This is a genomic window from Altererythrobacter sp. BO-6 (genome assembly GCF_011047315.1).
Classification (GTDB): Bacteria; Pseudomonadota; Alphaproteobacteria; order Sphingomonadales; family Sphingomonadaceae; genus Erythrobacter.
The window spans coordinates 1,402,869-1,420,919 of record NZ_CP049259.1 but is presented as its reverse complement, the minus strand read 5'-3'; the positions used below and the strand labels follow the sequence as shown (position 1 = coordinate 1,420,919).

Sequence of the window (18,051 nt, the reverse complement as noted above, 5' to 3'; positions counted from 1 at the left end):
CCCAGCTTAATAGCACAAGGCAAAGAGCCAATCTTACGAACGGCGCGAATAGGGACCCTAATTGGTTCATTACGGGAAAATACGTAGGAGATGGTTAATGCATTGCTAAGCAAGATTGCAACGCGCTTGATGTCACCGTAACCATGCTGGTCGGCATGTGCTTCGACCCAATAAGCATGGAATTTTAGGAGGGGTCTGATGTCCCCAACAAATGGCCCATTGACAGGCCTGAAAGTCGTGGAATTTGTCGGGATCGGGCCCGGCCCGCATGTGGCCATGCTGCTTGCCGACCTTGGGGCCGAGGTTGTGCGGATCGAGCGGCAAGGCGGGCGCATCCTCAACCCGGTTGTGGAGCGCGCACGGCACCGCGTGGCCGTGGATGTGAAAAGCGATGAGGGCAAGCAATTCTGCCGCGACGCCGCGGCGCATGCCGATGTCCTGCTCGAAGGGTTCCGGCCAGGGGTGATGGAGCGTTTGGGCCTTGGTCCGGACGAACTGCTCAGCCTGAACCCGCGGCTGGTCTATGCCCGCATGACGGGCTGGGGCCAGGACGGGCCGCTCGCGCAGGCAGCCGGGCATGACATCAATTACATTGCCATCACCGGCGCGCTGGACGCGGTAGGCAAGAGGGGCGAACCGGCAATCCCGCCGCAGAATCTGGTCGGCGATTTCGGCGGCGGCTCGATGTATTGCGCCTTCGGGATCATGGCGGCGCTGTATGAGCGCGAGCGTTCGGGCAAGGGGCAGGTGGTCGACGCAGCGATCGTCGATGGTGCGACCAGCCTGATGAGCTTCTTCTTCGGCATACGCCAGATCGGTTACATCAAAACCGAACGCGGCGAGGGGCTGCTGGGCGGCGCGGCGCATTATTATCGCTGCTATGGATGTGCGGACGGGCGCGAGATCTCGGTCGGCGCGCTTGAACCGCAATTCTATGCGGAGCTGCTCGCGAAGATCGACGCGCCGCAACTGGCCGAAGGTCGCGACAATCCTGCCAATTGGGACGACATGACAGAGCGGTTGGCAGCGCTGTTCAAGACCAAGACCCAGGCCGAATGGTGCGAAATTCTCGAAGGTAGCGATGCTTGCGTTGCCGCCGTGCTGCCGCTCGACGAGGCACGCGACCATCCGCATATGAGGGCGCGCGAGGCCTATGTCGAACGCGACGGGGTGTGGCACACCGCGCCCGCGCCGCGTTTCAGCCGCACGCCGGGCACCATTCGCGACAGTGCCGAGGACGGAGCCGAAGTGGTCGCTCGCTGGCAGCGGGAGGGCTGAGGGCGATGGCCGGCAAATATTTCGACGAATGGCAGGTGGGAGACCGGATCGAGCACGAGATCCGCCGCACCGTGACCGAGACCGACAATCTCCTGTTCTCCACCATGACGCACAATCCGCAGCCGCTGCACCTCGATGTCGAGGCGGCCAAGGCGAGCGGCTTCGGCCAGATCCTGGTCAACTCCACCTTTACATTCTCGCTGCTGGTTGGCCTGTCGGTCGGCGACACTACGCTGGGCACTCTGGTTGCCAACCTCGGCTTCAACAATGTGGTAACGCCCAAGCCGGTGTTCATCGGCGACACCTTGCGGGCTTCGAGCGAAGTCAAGGAATTGCGCGAAAGTAAGTCGCGCCCGGAAGCGGGAATCGTTACCTTCCTGCATGAGATGCATAACCAGCGCGGCGAAGTGGTGTGCCGCTGTGAGCGTTCGGCACTGCTGCTGCGCAAGCCCGCCTGACGCTACGGCATCGGGATGTGTTTAGCTGAGCCTTGACGGCGAGTTGGACGGCAGCGCACATTCGCTCCCGGGAGAGGGAGACAGCAAATGGGTGCGAAGGCGTTTCGAGGAGTCCTGACAGCTACGGCGCTTATCGCGCTGGCTGGCTGCGATGCGTCGGTCAGCGAGGAACAAAAGGGAACTGGCGAAGGGACGATCGAGCTCGCCGAATTCCCTGATCGCCCCTATTGGGGGGACACCCACCTTCATACTGACGTTTCCTTCGATGCCTTCGGTTTTGGCAACCGGCTTGGTGTGGAGGATGCACTGCGCTTTGCCAGGGGTGAGGAGGTTACTTCAACCACTGGCACCAAGGCCCGGCTCGCGCGCCCGCTCGACTTCCTGGTTATCTCGGACCACTCGGACGGCATGGGGATATTGCGCCGGCTCGCCGATGCGCCGCGGCTGCTGTTAAGAGATAAGACCATGCGGCGCTGGCATGACATGCTCAACGAGGATCCGCGCTCATCAATTCGTGCAACGTCCGAAATCATCACCGCAGCGGCAGCAGACCGGCTTCCTGCTGCAATGCGGAATGGCGACAACACCGAAGAGACGTTCGACCTTTGGAATGCCCAGCTTGTCGCACTCGACCGCTATAACCAGCCGGGCAAGTTCACTGCGCTCGCCGGCTTCGAATACTCGCTGCTGCCTGATGGCAACAATCTCCATCGCGTAGTGATGTTTCGCGATGGCAAGGATCGGACGTCGCAGGTCGTGCCCTTCGCCAGTCTTGGCACCACCGCAGAGCAGCTTTGGGACTATATGGCTGCCTATGAGCGGGACACCGGCGGCAAGGTCCTGGCAATCCCGCACAATTCGAACATGTCGAACGGGTTGATGTTCGAACTTTCCATGCCCGGTGGCGGGCAGATGACGGCAGAATATGCCCGCAAACGTGCAAGAGCCGAACCGGTCGTGGAAGTAACCCAGATCAAGGGTGACAGCGAAACGCATCCGCTCCTTTCGCCCAATGACGAATTTGCCGAGTTCGGCAACAAGGGGTGGGAGGTCGGAAATCTGGATGCCTCGATCAAGACCACGCCAGACATGTTGCTGGGCAGCTATATCCGGGAAGCACTCAAGCGCGGCCTAACGCTGGAGCAACAGATTGGCGTCAACCCTTACGCCTTCGGTTTGATCGGTTCGACTGACAGCCATACCGCGCTCGCAACTGGGGATGAGGATAATTTCTTCGGCAAGCACACCGGGAATGAACCCAAATTTCGCGACCGGGCGCTGGTGCCCCAGAACCTCGGCACCCGCGAAGGCCGCTTCGGCTGGAATTATCTCGCCGGTGGCTATGCAGCGGCCTGGGCGCGCGGCAACACCCGTGCGGAGATATTCGATGCCTTCGCCCGGCGCGAAGTCTACGCCACCACCGGCCCTCGCATGGTGGTGCGCTGGTTCGGCGGCTTCGACTTCAGCGAGGCCGACTGGCAGGGCGACTGGGTACGCGCAGGCTATACCCGCGGCGTGCCGATGGGCGGCGAACTGACCGATAGCGGCAAGGCGCCGCGCTTCCTTATCTCTGCGCTCAAAGACCCTGACGGAGCGAACCTCGATCGGGTACAGGTTGTCAAAGGATGGCTCGATGCCTCGGGTGCGCTGCAGGAACGAGTTTACGATGTCGTCTGGTCAGACATGGATAAGCGCCGGCCGGTCGGCGGCAAAGTGCCCGCAGTCGGGGACACTGTCGATCGCAGCAATGCGACATATACCAACAGCATCGGCGCCGCCGAACTGCGCGCCCTGTGGACAGACCCCGATTACCGCAAGGGGCAACGCGCGTTCTATTACTTGCGCGTACTGGAAATTCCCACGCCACGCTGGACCCTGTTCGATGCGGTGCGGTTCGGTATAAAACTGCCGCCAGAGCCGATGGCCGACGCCGTGGCGCAGGAACGTGCCTATTCCTCGCCGATCTGGCTCAAGCCATCAGCTTAGGAGGTAGCGTGACACTTCCAGGCTGGACGCGCGAACCGCTGGTCCATTTTCTGATCGCCGGGATGCTGATCTACGCGCTTTTCGCCTGGCGCGGGGAAGAGGCGGATCCGGCCAGCCGTTCCATCACAGTGGAACGCGAACAGCAGGCGCAACTGGCACTCGTGTTCGAACGTACGATGGGCCGGGCGCCCACAGACGCCGAACTGGACGCACAGATCGAACGCTTCGTCCGCGAAGAAGTGCTCTATCGCGAAGCGCTGCGGCTTGGGCTTGACCGGGAAGACGCCGTGGTCAGGCGGCGGATGGCGCAGAAGATGGATATGCTGGCGGCCGCGCGCATCGAGGCCGCAACGCCCGATGAGCCGACCTTGCGCGAATGGTACAACACCCACCGGGAGCGCTTCGCAAGTGAAGCTGCCTATTCGTTCGAGCAGCTGTGGTTTGATAGCGAGAAGTCGGCCAGGACAGCGCAGGCGAAGATCGCGGGCGGGGCCGGGGCAGAAGGGCTGGGCCAGCCGATCAGCTTGCCGCCTTCAGTCAAGGCTATGCCGAATGCGGAGGTGCGCAGCCGTTTTGGCATTCAGTTCATGCAGGAACTGGAAAGGCTCGAAGCCGGACAGGGTTGGCAAGGCCCTATCCCCTCGGGTCTGGGGTGGCATCTGGTTCGTCTGGAATTGCGGGATATCGGCGAGGCGCCACCGTTCGAGCAGGTGCGCGAAGCGGTCGAGAGCGACTGGCGCATGTCCACCATCGCTGCGCGCAAGGACGCAGGCTATCAGGTCCTGCGCGATGCCTACTCGGTGAAAGTCGAGCGGTGAAATGGCTTCTGGCCATGCTACTGGGGCTGCTGCTCGTCGTGCCTGCGGCGGCCGACGAATTGCGGCCCTTCGCCATCGAATTCACCGAGCGCCAGCCCGGCAACTGGACGCTCGACTGGAAGCAGCCGCTGGCTTCTCCCGACGAAGATGAATTGATCGTCCCGCAATTGCCCGCGAACTGCACGATGCTCGGCAGGCCGGTGGTGCGAGCCGCCCCCATGGCGCTGATTGCTCATGCGGAAGCCACCTGCGCAGGCGATGTATCGGGCGGCACGATCGGCCTGCCGCAACTGGTGGGAAACAGCGATGCGCTGGCGCTCGTCGCGCCGCTGGGGCGCCCGGTGCAGGCCTTGCGGCTAACCGCGTCCGAACCCCAGGCAACCATTGCTGCGAAGCCCGAGCGCTGGACGGTCGCCCGGGACTATTTCGCGATCGGCACCGAACACATCCTGATGGGGTGGGACCACCTGCTGTTCGTGATCGCGCTGGTGCTCCTGGTGCAGGGCGGGTGGGCGGTGGTGAAGGCGGCCACAGCGTTCACCGTGGCGCATTCGCTCACGCTGGCGGCGGTGATATTGGGCTATGCCGGCTTGCCGCAGCGCCCGGTCGAAGCACTTATCGCAGCTTCGATAGTGTTCCTCGCGGTTGAACTGGCGCGCGGCAAGGGGGACAGCTGGACCCGGCGCTGGCCATGGATCGTCGCGTTCGGTTTCGGCCTGCTCCATGGGTTCGGATTCGCCGGTGCCTTGCGGGAGATCGGGCTGCCCGAAGGCGAGGTCCCGGTCGCGCTGCTGACCTTCAACCTCGGTGTCGAAGCAGGGCAATTGCTGGTGATCGCCGCGGTGCTGGCGCTACGCGCAGCAGTTGGGCGGCTAGTGCCAAAGGCGGACGCTCCCGCGCTTAAGGCTGCGACTTATGCGATCGGGATCGTCGCCGCCTATTGGCTGGTCGACCGGGTGCTCGCCTGAGCATCCCCGCCCAGCGCCAGCCATAGCTGGACCCGCGCCCGCTGCGTCTGGCCCAGCGCGGCCGCAGCGCGTTCACCGCTCGCATCGGCGGCGCGGCGCGCTTCGAGCACGGTGAGGAAGTCTGCCAGCCCGGCGCGATAGCGGGTCTCGGCCAGCGATGCGGCACGTTCCAGGTCGGCCTTCTCGCGGGCGGCGGCTTCGGCCTGCGCATCAGCGCCGGCGACGACACCATAGGCGGCTTCGGCTTCACCGAGGGCGCCGAATACAGCGCCGCGATAGGTGGCGAATGCGGCACGCTTACCCGCTGCAGCACCATCAATCTGGGCCTGGATCCGGCCGAAATCGAGCAGCGGTGTGGCAAGCCCTGCGGTGGCCGAGTAAACATCCGAACCGGGATCGAACAGCGCGCCCAGATCGAAGGCGAGCAGGCCCAACGCACCTGAAAGCGTCAGGCGCGGGAAGCGTGCGCGCGCGGCGGCGGCCAGATCCGCGTCGGCAGCAGCCAATTCGGCAGCTGCGGCGCGGACATCGGGGCGCTGCGTCAACAGTTCGGATGGCAAGGCTGATGGCGGCGCAGGCAAGGGTGCTGCCCCGCCTCCTTGCGCCAAAGCGGAGCTGACCGTTGCCGGACTCTGTCCAGTAAGAGCGACCAGGCGCCCGACTATCTGCGCGCGTTCGCCCTGCAAGGCCGCGAGGCGCGAGTGCGACTGGCTGGCTGCCGCTTCGGCGCGAACGCGGTCAAACCCTGGGGCAAGGCCCGCCTGCTCCCGCTTGTCCGCAAGCTGAGCGAGGCGCATGGCCGCTTCAAGATCCTGCGCCAGCGCGGTTTCGCGCGCGGTATTGGTGCGCCAGTCGATCACTGCCCCGGCGATTTCCGCCAGCAGCGCGAGCCGCACGGCTTCAGCGGTGGCGCTTGCGCTATCGAGCCGGGCGAGCGCTGCGCGTTCGCTGGCCTTGAGCCGGCCGAACAGGTCAAGTTCCCAACTGGCGGTAAGGTTCGCTGCATAGGCGGTCTGGTCGGTGTCGAATGAAACACCCGGCGGCAAATTGGTGCCGAATTGGGCAGGATTGGTGCGGCTGGCCGTCACGGAGGCATTGGCCCCGATATTGGGCAATCGCGCCGCCCCGGCGCCGCGCGCGGCGGCACGAGCCGCATCGACCCGGGCAAGAGCCTCCGACAGTGTCGGGCCTTCGTCCAGCGCACGCGCGGACAGGCTGGCGAAGGCCGGGTCCTCCGCCGGAAGCAGCGCTGCAAGTCCTTCCTGCGCAGTGGTGTCAGGCGTGTAGAGATAGCTGTCTGGCAGTTCGGGGGCAGGCGTTGCGATCTCTGGCGCCGGACCCGCCACGCAGCCTGCCAGTGCCAGCGAACCCGCCGCAGTCAGTAGCAAGCGCGGTGTCATTGGCTTTGCGCCTCGGTTGCGGGGATGAAGGCATCGACCTGCTGGCCGACCCGGAAGGTGCCGCGCGCCTCTTCGGGCAGGGCATAGATCAGCTGCAGCACCCGCACATCGACCCGTTCGGCGGCCGAATTGGTAAGCGAGCGCTTGGGCACTACCAGCGGCTCGGCGCGCACGAATGTGGCATCGACCCGTTTGTCCGCACCGCCACGTGGCGAAACAATGGCCTTCTTGCCCATGGCAACGCGCAGCGCTTCATCCTCGTCGATATCGATCCGGACATGCAGCGGCCGGGTTTCGCCCATGCGGATATAGGGCTCGCTGCTGCCGCCCATGGTCGAGACGAACTCGCCGGGCCGCACGTTCACCTGCAGGATTTCGCCAGCGATCGGCGCGCGCACGGTCAGTCGGCCCAGCTCGGTCTGGGCGCTGCCCGCCGCCGCTTGTGCAGCCGCAAGGCGCGCGCGTGCCAGTTCGAGCCGCGATGATGCCGCAGCCGCTTCGCCTTCGGCGCGGATTACCTCGCTGCGGCTCACGGCAGCCGGGTCTTCAATCGCGGCATAAAGGTCGAGCTGGCGCTGCGCCGTGGTGCGCGCGGTTTGCGCTTCGCGGATCGCAGCACTCGCTTCCGCGATGGCGGCACTCGCTTCCCGCAGCCGCGCCCGCGCCGCGCGGTCGTCAACCACGAACAGCGGCTGGCCTTCGGCCACGAAATCGCCGGGCTTCACCAACAGCTGTGTTACCAGGCCTGACAGCGCGGTGCCGATATCGATGATTTCGCTCGAGGGTTCGACCACCCCCGCACCCGCCACGCGCGGCGAATTGGCGAGCTCGCCGCTAGCAGTCAGCGGAGTCTGCTCCGGCTCTGCCAGTTCGCGGTCGGGCAGGCCGCGCCAGATCGAAATGACCGCGGCGATCAGCCCCACCACGGCAATGATGGGCAGGATCTTGCGCGAGAAGCTGATATTTTCAGGTAGCAGTGCCATGTCAGTGGTCCTTCGGCATGTCGGTGCCGTCATGCGTGATCCGCCCGTCCTCGAGCACGAGGATGCGGTCGGCCAGGTCAAAAACGCGGTTGTCATGGGTGACGATGATGCAGGCGCGGTCTTCGGAGACGGCGACTTCGCGCAGCAGGTCCATCACCCGGCGGCCCGATTTGGCGTCGAGCGCGGCGGTGGGTTCGTCGCACACTACCAGCCGGGGTTCATGCACCAGCGCGCGGGCGATCGCGACGCGTTGCTGCTGGCCGCCCGAAAGCTGGTTGGGCAGTTTGGCGGCCTGGTCGGCGATGTTCAGCTTGGCGAGCATCTCGACGGCGCGCTCGCGCGCTTCAAGCCGATCGATCCCGCGCGCAATCAGCGGCACAGCAGCATTCGATGCAGCGTCGATCGACGGGATGAGGTTGTACTGCTGGAAGATGAAGCCGATGTTCTCCAGCCGGAAATTGACCAGCTGCGTATCGTCGAGCGCATAGATATCCGTGCCAAACACGCGCACGTCGCCTTCGGTCGGATACAGGATGCCGCACATGATCGAGATCAGCGTGGTTTTGCCAGAACCGCTCTCGCCGACAAGGTAGGTCAGCTCGCCCGGCCGGATATCGACGTTGATATCGTGGAGCACACGGATGGTCTGGCTGCCGGCGGTAAAGTCGCGCGCGATGGCGCGGGCGCAGATCGCCGCTTCGGGGCTGCAGCCACCGATTGCACTGGTGTCGAGCATCACCGGAAAACCGCCGCCGGTTCGGTCTTGAGCACGCTGCGCAGGCTAAGCCAGCCGGTCAGACCAAGGATCACGATCACCGCGCCCAGGCTGATCAGCGGGATTTGCCAGGGGACATAGAATCCCTTGAAGAAGGGGTTGCTGGCAAACGCCTTGAGAAAGAGCACGGTGCCCAGAACGCCCAGGCAATAGCCGATGAAGCCGACCAGCCCTGCTTGCGCCACCACCATGCTGCGGATCTTGGCATTGGTTACGCCAATCGCTTTCAAAGCGCCGAACTGCTTGATGTTGTCGCGGATGAACAGGCTGAAGGTCAGGCCGACGATGGCAACGCCGACCACAAAGCCGAGCACTACGGTGATCCCGAAATTGGTCGGGATGCCGGTGTTCTGGATGATGAAGTCCACCCCGTCGCGTGCGAACTGGTCGCGGGTGCGGGCTCGCAGCCCGGTGCGTTCTTCAATCCGTGAAACGAGCTCATCGGGCGTCACCCCGTCATCTGCTCCTACCAGCACAAAAGACATGCGATTGCGCGTGCCCGGCACGTAATTCAGCGCCTGGCTGTATTTGGTGTAGAGCACGACAGTGCTGGTGAAGCTCGGGATAGCATCGGCGACGCCGCGGATAACGGCGCGCTGGTCGTTCAATTCCAACCGCTGGCCGATCGGATCCTCGCCATTCTCGAAGAAGCGGGTGATCCCGACATCATCGATGATCACGCTGTCTGGTTGGGACAGGACGTTCTTCTCGCCTTCGATCATCCGCTTGGGCAAGCCGATCAGTGTCGCATCGTCCACCCCGATGATGCCAACGCCTTCAAGGTCGCCGCTGCGCGTGCGCACGGCCGCGGTGGCGCGAAGCTGGGGGACCGCCCATTTGACGCCGGGCACTGCGCGCACCTGGTCCAGCGCGGTCGACGGCATGGCATAGTTGACGTCAGTGGTGCGGCTGACAGGGTCCATCACCCACACGTCCGCGGTCGGCACATTATAGACGCCGCTCGCTCCGCGTTCGACCAGATTGACGAAGATGGTCAGCTGCTGGGTGATCAGCAGGGTCGAAAATGCGATGCCGAACAGCAGGCCATAGAATTTCTGCTTGTCGCCGGTGAGCATGCGGATGGCGATCCAGAGCATGGCAAGGGGGGACCTTTAATGATGGCCGGGGTTGCGTTTGCGACTCAAATACCGCATTAATGAACGGTATCGTTTAATTGAACGGGAGCGTTCAGCTTGTCAACCGAGCAAATCGAGGCAGGTTCCCGTCCTGTATCGAAAAAATCTGCCGCCGGGCGCGGCCGGCCGGTCGACGCCTCCAAGCGCGACGCGATCGTTGCCGCCGCCGCCGATGCGTTTTTCTCGCATGGCTATGCCGCCAGCTCGATCGAGCAGATCGCCGCCGATGCGGGGGTTTCCAAGGTTACGGTCTACAATCACTTCGGTGACAAGCGGGCCTTGTTTGCCGCCGCGGTCGAGCGCGAATGCGAGAAGATGCGGGGGCATTTCTCGATCGATGCGGAGCTTGCCAGCCTCGGCATCCGCGAGCGGCTAACTGCGATCGGCGAAGCGATCTTTGCCTTTCTCTCGCGCCCCGAGATGGTCCAGTTCGAGCGCCGGATCGCCGCCGAAACCGAACATGAGCCCGAGCTTGGCATTGCCTTCCTGAAGGCTGGGCCGTGGCGGATGAAGGCCGCATTCAGTGCCCTTCTGGCCTTTGCCAACGAGCGCGGCGAGCTGGAAATCGGCGATCCCCAGCTTGCAGCCGAGCAATTCGTCTCAATGTGCAAGGGCATGGGGGATCTGGAACGGCGATTCGGCGCGACGCCATCGCAGGGTGACGATCGGCGCCGGATTGCAGGTGCGGTTGACGTATTCCTTCGCGCTTATGAGCCTGGGGAGGGCACTAAGCCCGATTTCTCTGATCGGAAATGACACTTTTGCCGGAATCGCGCGTTATCTTGCCATTCACCCTGCGCCGCCTACATTGGTGCAGACGAAAGGATACTTTTGACGATGAGCGACCAGCACGATCCGCGCGAGCCAAATGATGGCGGTCAGGGCCCCGGCGGCCCGAACCCGATGATCAGGACGTTGATGATCTGGGGCGGGGTGTTCCTTGCCCTGCTGCTGGCCGTGTCGGTATTTGGCAACACTTCGCAAACGCAGGGCACCGCGATCCGCTATTCGGATTTCCGCGATGCTGTGGCCGAAGGCTCGGTCAAGGAAGTGCAGATTGCGCCTGAAAAGATCACCGGCGTGATGAAGAACGACACGCCCTTCTCGACCGTGCCGGTTCCGGGCGATTCAGATCTTTACCAGCTGCTTGAGGAAAACGGGGTCGAGTTTTCCGGCCAGGCTGCCGAAGAACCCAATTTGCTGCTCTACATCCTGATCCAGTCGCTACCGTTTATCCTGATCCTCGGCATCGCCTTCTTCGCCTTGCGTCAGGTGCAGAAGGGTGGTGGCGGCGGCGCAATGGGTTTCGGTAAGTCCAAGGCCAAGCTGCTTACCGAGCGGCAGGGCCGCGTGACCTTTGACGACGTCGCCGGGATCGACGAAGCGCGCGAGGAACTGGAGGAAATCGTCGAGTTCCTGCGCGATCCGCACCGCTTTTCCAAGCTGGGCGGCCAGATCCCCAAGGGTGCACTGCTGGTTGGCTCGCCCGGTACCGGCAAGACGCTGCTGGCCCGCGCGATTGCCGGTGAGGCAGGCGTTCCCTTCTTCACCATTTCCGGCTCGGACTTCGTCGAAATGTTCGTCGGCGTTGGCGCCAGCCGGGTTCGCGACATGTTCGAACAGGCCAAGAAGAACGCGCCCTGTATCGTCTTCATCGACGAAATCGACGCGGTCGGTCGCCATCGCGGCCACGGCCTCGGCAATTCGAACGACGAGCGCGAGCAGACGCTGAACCAGCTGCTGGTCGAGATGGATGGCTTCGAAGCCAACGAAGGCATCATCATCATCGCCGCCACCAACCGCCCTGACGTGCTTGACCCGGCGCTGCTGCGACCGGGCCGCTTCGACCGCCAGGTGGTGGTGCCGATCCCCGATATTGACGGGCGCGAGAAGATCCTGGGCGTGCACATGAAGAAGGTGCCGCTGGCGCCCGACGTGAATCCGCGTACGATCGCCCGCGGCACACCGGGCTTCTCGGGCGCCGACCTCGCCAACCTCGTGAATGAGGCAGCCCTGCTCGCCGCACGTCGCAACAAGCGGTTGGTGGCAATGCAGGAGTTCGAAGACGCCAAGGACAAGGTCATGATGGGCACAGAGCGGCGCAGCATGGTCATGACCGATGACGAGAAGAAGATGACTGCCTATCATGAGGCCGGGCATGCGCTTGTCTCGATCAACGAACCTGCATCTGACCCGATCCACAAGGCCACGATCATCCCGCGCGGGCGCGCGCTGGGCATGGTGATGCGCCTGCCAGAGCGCGACAATTATTCGTATCACCGCGACAAGATGCATGCGAATCTGGCCGTGGCGATGGGCGGACGCGTGGCGGAAGAGATCATCTTCGGTCACGAGAAGGTGTCATCCGGTGCATCGGGTGACATCCAGTATGCGACCGATCTGGCGCGCAACATGGTCACCAAATGGGGCATGTCCGACAAGCTCGGCCCGCTGCAGTACGAGGCGAGCCAGGAAGGCTATCTGGGCATGGGGCAGACCATGCGCACCATGTCAGGCGAGGAAACCAACAAGCTGATCGACGCGGAGATCAAGGACCTCGTTGAAGGTGGGCTCAAGCGTGCACGCGATGTGCTGACCGAACAGGAGGACAAGCTCCACCTGATCGCGCAGGCCTTGCTCGAATACGAAACCTTGACCGGCGACGAAATCGGCCAGCTGATGAAGGATGGCAAGATCGACCGTCCTGACCAGCCGTCAGGCCCGGCGGTGATCCAGCCCGTATCAGGTTCGGCCGTCCCCAAGGCTGGCAAGAAATTCGGCGGCGAAGGCGCTCCACAGGGCGCCTGACAAGTCATTGAGTTAATTGGCGGTTCAATCGCCTGGATGGATGAGGGCTCCGCAACCAGACGGAGCCCTTTTTTATGCGTGCGAAGACCCTTATGCTGACAGCGGGCCTGCTTTTCCTCCCTGCTGCATTGGCCGCCGCGCCCGGCGATATGTCGGTAGCGGATTTCCTCCAGCGTGCCGAGAAGCTGCAAAAGAAGGGCATGATGGCGATGTTTTCCGGCGACATCAAACTTCTGAAGGGCGAAGCGCAGGCAGCGGGCGAAGCCTATCGCGCGCGTATCGTCGCCGACAAGGAGGCCGGGCGCCCGCCGCACAGTTGCCCGCCGCCAGGCAAGCAATCGATGGGATCCGGTGAATTCCTGGGCCATTTGCGCAGCTATCCAGCTCCCGCGCAGCAGACCACCACGATCAAGGTCGCTTTCGCCGACTTGATGCGGAAGCGTTATCCGTGTCCCTGACGCTCAGGTCAGAATGCGCCCAGTAACAGCAGGACCTGCAGGAAAAGCACCAGGATCAGCAGGATCGAGAAGCTTATAAACACCAGTCGCCACAGCGCCGAAAAGCGGGATAGCGCGTAGGTTCCGCGCAGCTGCTTGTACATGTGGATCGGCGGGATGACCGCCAGGGCGGCAAAGATCCATCCCCCGGCCATCCCCATGCTGGCAAGCAGCGACAGGGCGATAAACAGCAGCGACACAAAGGCGATCGAATAGGTTACGAAAATCGCGTGATCGTAGGCCTTGAAGCGGCGCTTCCAGGCGAACACCAGCCACACGAAGGGAATCGAGAGCGGGATCAGCAGCCAGCTGAATTTATAAGCATTGGCTTGCAGCTTGTAGAGCATCAGTTCGGGATGTTCGCGCCACTTCTTGATCAAACCATCGTCTATTGCCGATATCCCGGTGGCGTTGAATGTCAGTTGCGAATCCTCCCCAAGTGCAAACGCGCTGGTCTTCTCGAGCGCTGACAGCGCGCTCGCGGCGGATTCGAACCGTTCTTCGGCAGCAGCGCGCCGCGGGTCCTGCAGGGGTATGGCTTCCAGCGCGGCGCGCGCTGTGTCGCGCTCGCTCGTCGCCTCCGCCAGGGCCTGTTCCAGGTTTGCCCGCATTTCTACGGGTCGCTCGATTTGGCCATTGAACTCGGTCGGCGTAGTCAGTCCGATCGCCTGGAACACCGCGAACATCAGGAAAACGGAAAACAGGAACAGCGCCATCGGGCTGATGAATTTGGCGCGTTCGCCGTCGATATACCGACGGGTCAGCGCACCGGGCTTGAAAATAAGTAGCGGCAGGGTGCGCCAGATCTTGCCGTCGAGATGCAGCGCGCCATGCAGCAAATCATGCAGGAAGGCGCCCAGCGTGCGGTGAAGATGCGCTTTCTGCCCGCAGCCATGGCAATGTGCGCCGACCAATGCGGTCCCGCAATTGAGGCATGCGCCTTCGGTGAAGTGCCCGTTTGCGGGTGGCCCGCCTGCTTCGCTGCCGACCGCCTTGGCGAACAATCCGCCTTCACTTGCTGTGCCCAGTGCTTCGCCGATTTCGCTCATCACGCCCCCGCTTGCGCTCTGCTGAGCCGATCATAGGGGCATATCGGCCAAACAGAAAGGCCGCCCGGTAGGGGGCGGCCTCTTGGTTGTCGCTCTGGCAGAGGATCAGCCGTCGAAATCGGAACCGATCGAGGTCGAACGCGCCGGCGCCGATGCAGTGATCCGCAGCGCTTCGGCCGACTGGCTGAGCGAGCCGATTTCATCGGCCTCGTCCTCGTCGTCGGGCAGGATCTTCTGCAGGTTCGTTACCACCGCTTCGTGCAGTTCGGCCGGACGGATGGTCTGCTCGGCGATCTCGCGCAGAGCAACGACGGGGTTTTTGTCACGATCGCGATCAATTGTCAGCTCGGCGCCGCCGGAAATTTCGCGAGCGCGCTGGGCTGCCAGCAGGACGAGGTCGAAGCGGTTGGGAACCTTGTCGACGCAATCTTCAACGGTAACGCGTGCCATGAAGGCCTCTCATGCAAATAGGTTTGCCGGGAAAGCGCGCCAGATAGGTGGCACGCGCCCGCGAGTCAAGAAATTGCGCAGAGTAGCTACCTTGCCCTAAAGCGCAGCCATGGCCGAACCCGATGGCACCATGACACTGCCCGATCCGAGCGTGGATTACCGCGACCCACCGGCATTTTCTGTCGCAGGCGGAGGGCATAGTTTCACACTCCACCCTGAGGGCCGAGAGCGGCTGGCCAGTCTCGTCGCTCTGATTGACGGAGCGCGTGAGACGCTTGAGCTCTGCTTTTACATGTTCCAGGCCGACCACACCGGTACCGAGGTGCGTGGAGCGCTGGTTCGCGCAGCGCAGCGCGGGGTCGATGTGCGACTGATCGTCGATGCGTTCGGGACAGATGCAGAGCCAAGTTTCTTCGATCCGCTTCTGAGCGCGGGAGGTAATTTCAGCATGTTTTCGCCGCGCTGGAACGTGCGCTACCTGATCCGCAACCACCAGAAATTCGCGATCGCGGATCGCGCCAAAGTCATGACCGGCGGCTTCAATGTTTCTGACCATTATTTCGCACCGCCGCAGAAAAACGGCTGGAATGACCTTGGTGTTACGATCGAAGGGCCGGTCGTGGCCAGCTTCGTCGCGTGGTTCCGCGAACTTGAGCGCTGGGTGGATAATGGCGGCTCGCAGTTCCTGGCGATCAGGCGGCTGGTGCGGGACTGGAACGAAGGCGATGATAGCGTGCAGCTGCTGCTGGGCGGGCCCACCCGCATTACCAGCGCCTGGGCTCGGCGCGTCAAGCTCGACATTGCGCGCGGCAAACGGCTCGACCTGGTGATGGCCTATTTCTCGCCGCCGCGCAGCATGCGGCGGCTTATCCGCCAACTGGCTCAGCGCGGATCGGCGCGGCTGGTGATGGCCGGAAAGTCTGACAACACCACCACCATCGGCGCCTCGCGCGCGCTTTACGGGCCTTTGCTGCGTTCGGGCGTGCAGGTCGCCGAATTCGAGCCCTGCAAGTTGCACACCAAACTGCTGGTTATCGACGATGTCACCTATTTCGGCAGTGCCAATTTCGATATGCGCTCGATCAGGCTTAACCTGGAACTGATGGTGCGGGTCGAAGATGCAGAACTTGCGCGGCAGGTGCGCGGTTTGATCGATCATTTGGAGCGATCGAGCAAGCCCGTGACTCTCGAATGGTACCGCCGTGAGGCGACACTGTTCAGCCGCATTCGCTGGCGGATTTCCTGGTTTCTGGTTTCCGTGCTCGATTACACCGTGGCGCGGCGGCTGAACCTGGGGGTGTGACGACAGTTCAGTCGATCCCGTAATCCGAATAGTCGCGGATATTGGGCGAGGTGAACTTGGTGATTTCGCTCTGGAAATGGAGCGGGACGTTGCCGGTCGAGCCGTGGCGCTGCTTGGCCACGATCAGCGTCGCCTTGTTCTTGAGCTCGAGATAGCGCTCTTCCCAGATGCGGTATTTCTCGGTCGCTTCGGCTGATGTCGTCTCGGTCGGCATGTCGGGGCGCGAGGCCTCATGGTAATAATCCGCGCGATAAATGAACCACACCATGTCGGCGTCTTGCTCGATCGAGCCGGATTCGCGCAGGTCCGACAGCTGCGGGCGCTTGTCCTCGCGCTGTTCGACCGCGCGGCTGAGCTGCGACAGCGCGATCACCGGCACGCTCAGTTCCTTGGCCAGTGTCTTCAGGCCGCGGCTGATCTCCGAAATCTCGTTCACGCGGTTGTCGTTGGCGCGGCCCGAGCCTTGCAGCAGCTGGAGATAGTCGACCACGATCAGCCCGATATCGTGGCGCCGCTTCAACCGTCGCGCGCGGGTCCGCAGTGCGGCAATGGTGAGCGCGGGCGTGTCGTCGATGTAAAGCGGCAATTCGGCCAGTTGCTGGCTGGCGAAAGACAGCTGCTGGAATTCGTCGCGCGAAAGCTTGCCGCTGCGCAGCGCTTCTGAGCTGATCTCCGCCTGTTCGGCCAGGATACGCGTAGCGAGCTGGTCAGCACTCATTTCCAGGCTGAAGAAAGCCACCGGCGCGCCATAATTGAATTCGCCCCCGTCGCGTTGCCACTTGAGGTGCTCTTCGGCGCAGTTGAAGGCGATATTGGTGGCCAGCGAGGTCTTGCCCATGCCCGGCCGACCGGCCAGGATGATAAGGTCCGAATTGTGGAGGCCGCTGGTCTTGCGGTCGATCACGTCGAGCCCGGTGGTCTTGCCTGAGAGGCCACCACCCGAGTTCATCGCCGCTTCGGCCATCTTGATCGCAGTCATCGCCGCGCTGCGGAAACTCGATGCTTCGCTGCCAGTGGCCGCGCCATCCGCCACACGGTAGAGCTGCGCCTCCGCGTCCGAGATGCGGTCCATCGGGGAGACTTCGTCGCTGGTGTCGAGCGCGCCTTCGACCAGCCCGCGGCCCACGCTTACCAGTTCCCGGAGCAGGGCCAGGTCGTAAATCTGCTGCGCCAGTTCGCCCGCCGCCAGCAGCCCCATCCCGTCCTGCGTCAATTGTGCCAGATAGCTGGTGCCGCCGAGCTGTTTGAGCGCTTCGTCACCGTCGAAATAAGGCTTCAGCGTCACCGGGCTGGCCGTGGCGTTGCGCTCGATCAGCTTGAGCACGCGCTCATAGATGCGCTGGTGCAGCGGCTCGAAGAAATGCTCCGCGCGCAGCGGCGTGCGCAATTCCTCGATCACGCGATTGTCGATCAGCACGGCACCAAGCAACGCCGCTTCCGCCTCGAGATTTGCAGGCAGGCGGGCAGTCTTGACAGTTTCAGCTTCGGGCCGGGTGATCACATCGCTTTCGGACATCGGACCCTATTGCGCGCGACACCGGCCGAAGCCAAGGGGCAATGCTGGCAAATTTGGCGCACATGCTTGTGGATAGCGGGGATGGCGCGCGGAAATGCTTGAAACCTGCCTGCTGCATCTGCGAAAGGCGGCTTCATCATGGCTGAAGATTTCCGCATTGCCCATATCTCGCTCGACGAGGAGACGATCATCTGGCGCAATGCCGATGTCGAGCAAGAGCGGCGAGTCGCGATCTTCGACCTGATCGAGGAAAACAGCTTCAAGCCGCTGCGTAGCGCCGCCCGCGGGGCGAACGGCCCCTATCGCTTGCATCTGGCGGTGATGGACGGACGGCTGTCGATGGATATCCGCAGCGAGGATGAGCAGCAGCTCGAAACGCTGCTGATCGGACTTGCCCGCTTCCGCCGCCCGATCCGCGAGTATTTCGCCATTTGCGACAGCTATTACCAGGCGATCCGCAAGGCGACCCCAAGCGAGATCGAGGCGATCGACATGGCCCGGCGCGGCATTCACGACCATGCGGCGGAGCTGCTGCTCGAACGGCTCGACGGCAAGGTCGACACCGATTTCCCCACCGCGCGGCGGCTGTTCACGCTGATCTGCGTGCTGCACATCAAGGGCTGATT

General features: G+C 63.1%; 17 protein-coding genes. 10 read left to right on the top strand and 7 right to left on the bottom strand.

The features are described 5' to 3' along the window. The first annotated feature begins 198 nt into the window (after positions 1-198). The 5 genes from G6N82_RS07000 (at position 199) to G6N82_RS06980 (ending at position 5,508) form a co-directional block, all read left to right on the top strand. Positions 199-1,278, top strand: coding sequence for a CaiB/BaiF CoA-transferase family protein (locus G6N82_RS07000; protein WP_165195068.1), 1,080 nt, complete (start codon positions 199-201; stop codon positions 1,276-1,278). Positions 1,279-1,283: 5 nt separating this feature from the next. Next, positions 1,284-1,736: a MaoC family dehydratase gene (locus tag G6N82_RS06995; RefSeq protein ID WP_165195066.1), complete on the top strand. Its 453-nt coding sequence runs from the start codon at positions 1,284-1,286 to the stop codon at positions 1,734-1,736. An 87-nt stretch (positions 1,737-1,823) separates the two neighbouring features. Beyond that, entirely contained in the window at positions 1,824-3,722 is a 1,899-nt protein-coding gene (locus G6N82_RS06990; RefSeq protein ID WP_165195064.1) for a DUF3604 domain-containing protein, read from the top strand. An 8-nt stretch (positions 3,723-3,730) separates the two neighbouring features. Then, positions 3,731-4,540, top strand: a complete 810-nt coding sequence (locus tag G6N82_RS06985) for a peptidylprolyl isomerase (RefSeq protein WP_165195062.1) — start codon at positions 3,731-3,733, stop codon at positions 4,538-4,540. Next, complete coding sequence (locus G6N82_RS06980) at positions 4,537-5,508, top strand: HupE/UreJ family protein (RefSeq protein WP_241255225.1); 972 nt, start codon at positions 4,537-4,539, stop codon at positions 5,506-5,508. Before G6N82_RS06985 ends, G6N82_RS06980 begins: the two co-directional genes overlap by 4 nt. Here G6N82_RS06980 and G6N82_RS06975 read toward each other — a convergent pair. From G6N82_RS06975 to G6N82_RS06960, 4 genes are read right to left on the bottom strand one after another with little or no spacing between them, the layout of a single operon-like run. Beyond that, on the bottom strand, positions 5,478-6,908 hold the full coding sequence (locus tag G6N82_RS06975) for an efflux transporter outer membrane subunit (protein WP_165195060.1): 1,431 nt from the start codon (positions 6,906-6,908) through the stop codon (positions 5,478-5,480). The genes G6N82_RS06980 and G6N82_RS06975 overlap by 31 nt on opposite strands. Continuing rightward, positions 6,905-7,891 carry an efflux RND transporter periplasmic adaptor subunit gene (locus G6N82_RS06970; protein WP_165195058.1) on the bottom strand — a complete coding sequence of 329 codons (987 nt, stop codon included), beginning with the start codon at positions 7,889-7,891 and terminating at the stop codon, positions 6,905-6,907. The genes G6N82_RS06975 and G6N82_RS06970 overlap by 4 nt, the downstream gene beginning before the upstream one ends. A 1-nt stretch (position 7,892) precedes the next feature. Further along, positions 7,893-8,627 (bottom strand): ABC transporter ATP-binding protein, encoded by a 735-nt coding sequence (locus G6N82_RS06965; protein ID WP_165195056.1) that lies wholly within the window; start codon positions 8,625-8,627, stop codon positions 7,893-7,895. Then, complete coding sequence (locus tag G6N82_RS06960; protein WP_165195054.1) at positions 8,627-9,763, bottom strand: ABC transporter permease; 1,137 nt, start codon at positions 9,761-9,763, stop codon at positions 8,627-8,629. Before G6N82_RS06960 ends, G6N82_RS06965 begins: the two co-directional genes overlap by 1 nt. 96 nt (positions 9,764-9,859) lie before the next feature. Between G6N82_RS06960 and G6N82_RS06955 the strand changes: the two genes are divergently transcribed. The 3 genes from G6N82_RS06955 (at position 9,860) to G6N82_RS06945 (ending at position 13,068) form a co-directional block, all read left to right on the top strand. Next, positions 9,860-10,558 carry a TetR/AcrR family transcriptional regulator gene (locus tag G6N82_RS06955; RefSeq protein ID WP_241255224.1) on the top strand — a complete coding sequence of 233 codons (699 nt, stop codon included), beginning with the start codon at positions 9,860-9,862 and terminating at the stop codon, positions 10,556-10,558. Between the two features lie 81 nt (positions 10,559-10,639). Further along, positions 10,640-12,610, top strand: coding sequence for an ATP-dependent zinc metalloprotease FtsH (gene ftsH / locus G6N82_RS06950; RefSeq protein ID WP_165195052.1), 1,971 nt, complete (start codon positions 10,640-10,642; stop codon positions 12,608-12,610). A 74-nt stretch (positions 12,611-12,684) separates the two neighbouring features. Beyond that, the gene (locus G6N82_RS06945; protein ID WP_165195050.1) at positions 12,685-13,068 is read left to right on the top strand and encodes a hypothetical protein; all 384 of its coding nucleotides are present in this window, start codon (positions 12,685-12,687) and stop codon (positions 13,066-13,068) included. An 8-nt stretch (positions 13,069-13,076) separates the two neighbouring features. Here G6N82_RS06945 and G6N82_RS06940 read toward each other — a convergent pair whose 3' ends face one another. Continuing rightward, entirely contained in the window at positions 13,077-14,156 is a 1,080-nt protein-coding gene (locus G6N82_RS06940; RefSeq protein WP_165195048.1) for a DUF3667 domain-containing protein, read from the bottom strand. 105 nt (positions 14,157-14,261) lie between these two features. Further along, positions 14,262-14,606 carry a DNA-directed RNA polymerase subunit omega gene (gene rpoZ / locus G6N82_RS06935; RefSeq protein WP_165195046.1) on the bottom strand — a complete coding sequence of 115 codons (345 nt, stop codon included), beginning with the start codon at positions 14,604-14,606 and terminating at the stop codon, positions 14,262-14,264. 109 nt (positions 14,607-14,715) lie between these two features. Here rpoZ and G6N82_RS06930 point away from each other — a divergent pair, with 109 nt between their 5' ends. Continuing rightward, positions 14,716-15,909, top strand: a complete 1,194-nt coding sequence (locus G6N82_RS06930; RefSeq protein ID WP_165195044.1) for a phosphatidylserine/phosphatidylglycerophosphate/cardiolipin synthase family protein — start codon at positions 14,716-14,718, stop codon at positions 15,907-15,909. Positions 15,910-15,916: 7 nt separating this feature from the next. Here the strand turns inward: G6N82_RS06930 and G6N82_RS06925 are convergent, their stop codons facing one another. Continuing rightward, positions 15,917-17,425 carry a replicative DNA helicase gene (locus tag G6N82_RS06925; protein ID WP_165195042.1) on the bottom strand — a complete coding sequence of 503 codons (1,509 nt, stop codon included), beginning with the start codon at positions 17,423-17,425 and terminating at the stop codon, positions 15,917-15,919. 138 nt (positions 17,426-17,563) lie between these two features. On the opposite strand from G6N82_RS06925, the gene G6N82_RS06920 reads away from it, so the two are divergent. Then, positions 17,564-18,049 carry a UPF0262 family protein gene (locus G6N82_RS06920; protein WP_165195040.1) on the top strand — a complete coding sequence of 162 codons (486 nt, stop codon included), beginning with the start codon at positions 17,564-17,566 and terminating at the stop codon, positions 18,047-18,049. Positions 18,050-18,051 lie beyond the last annotated feature (2 nt).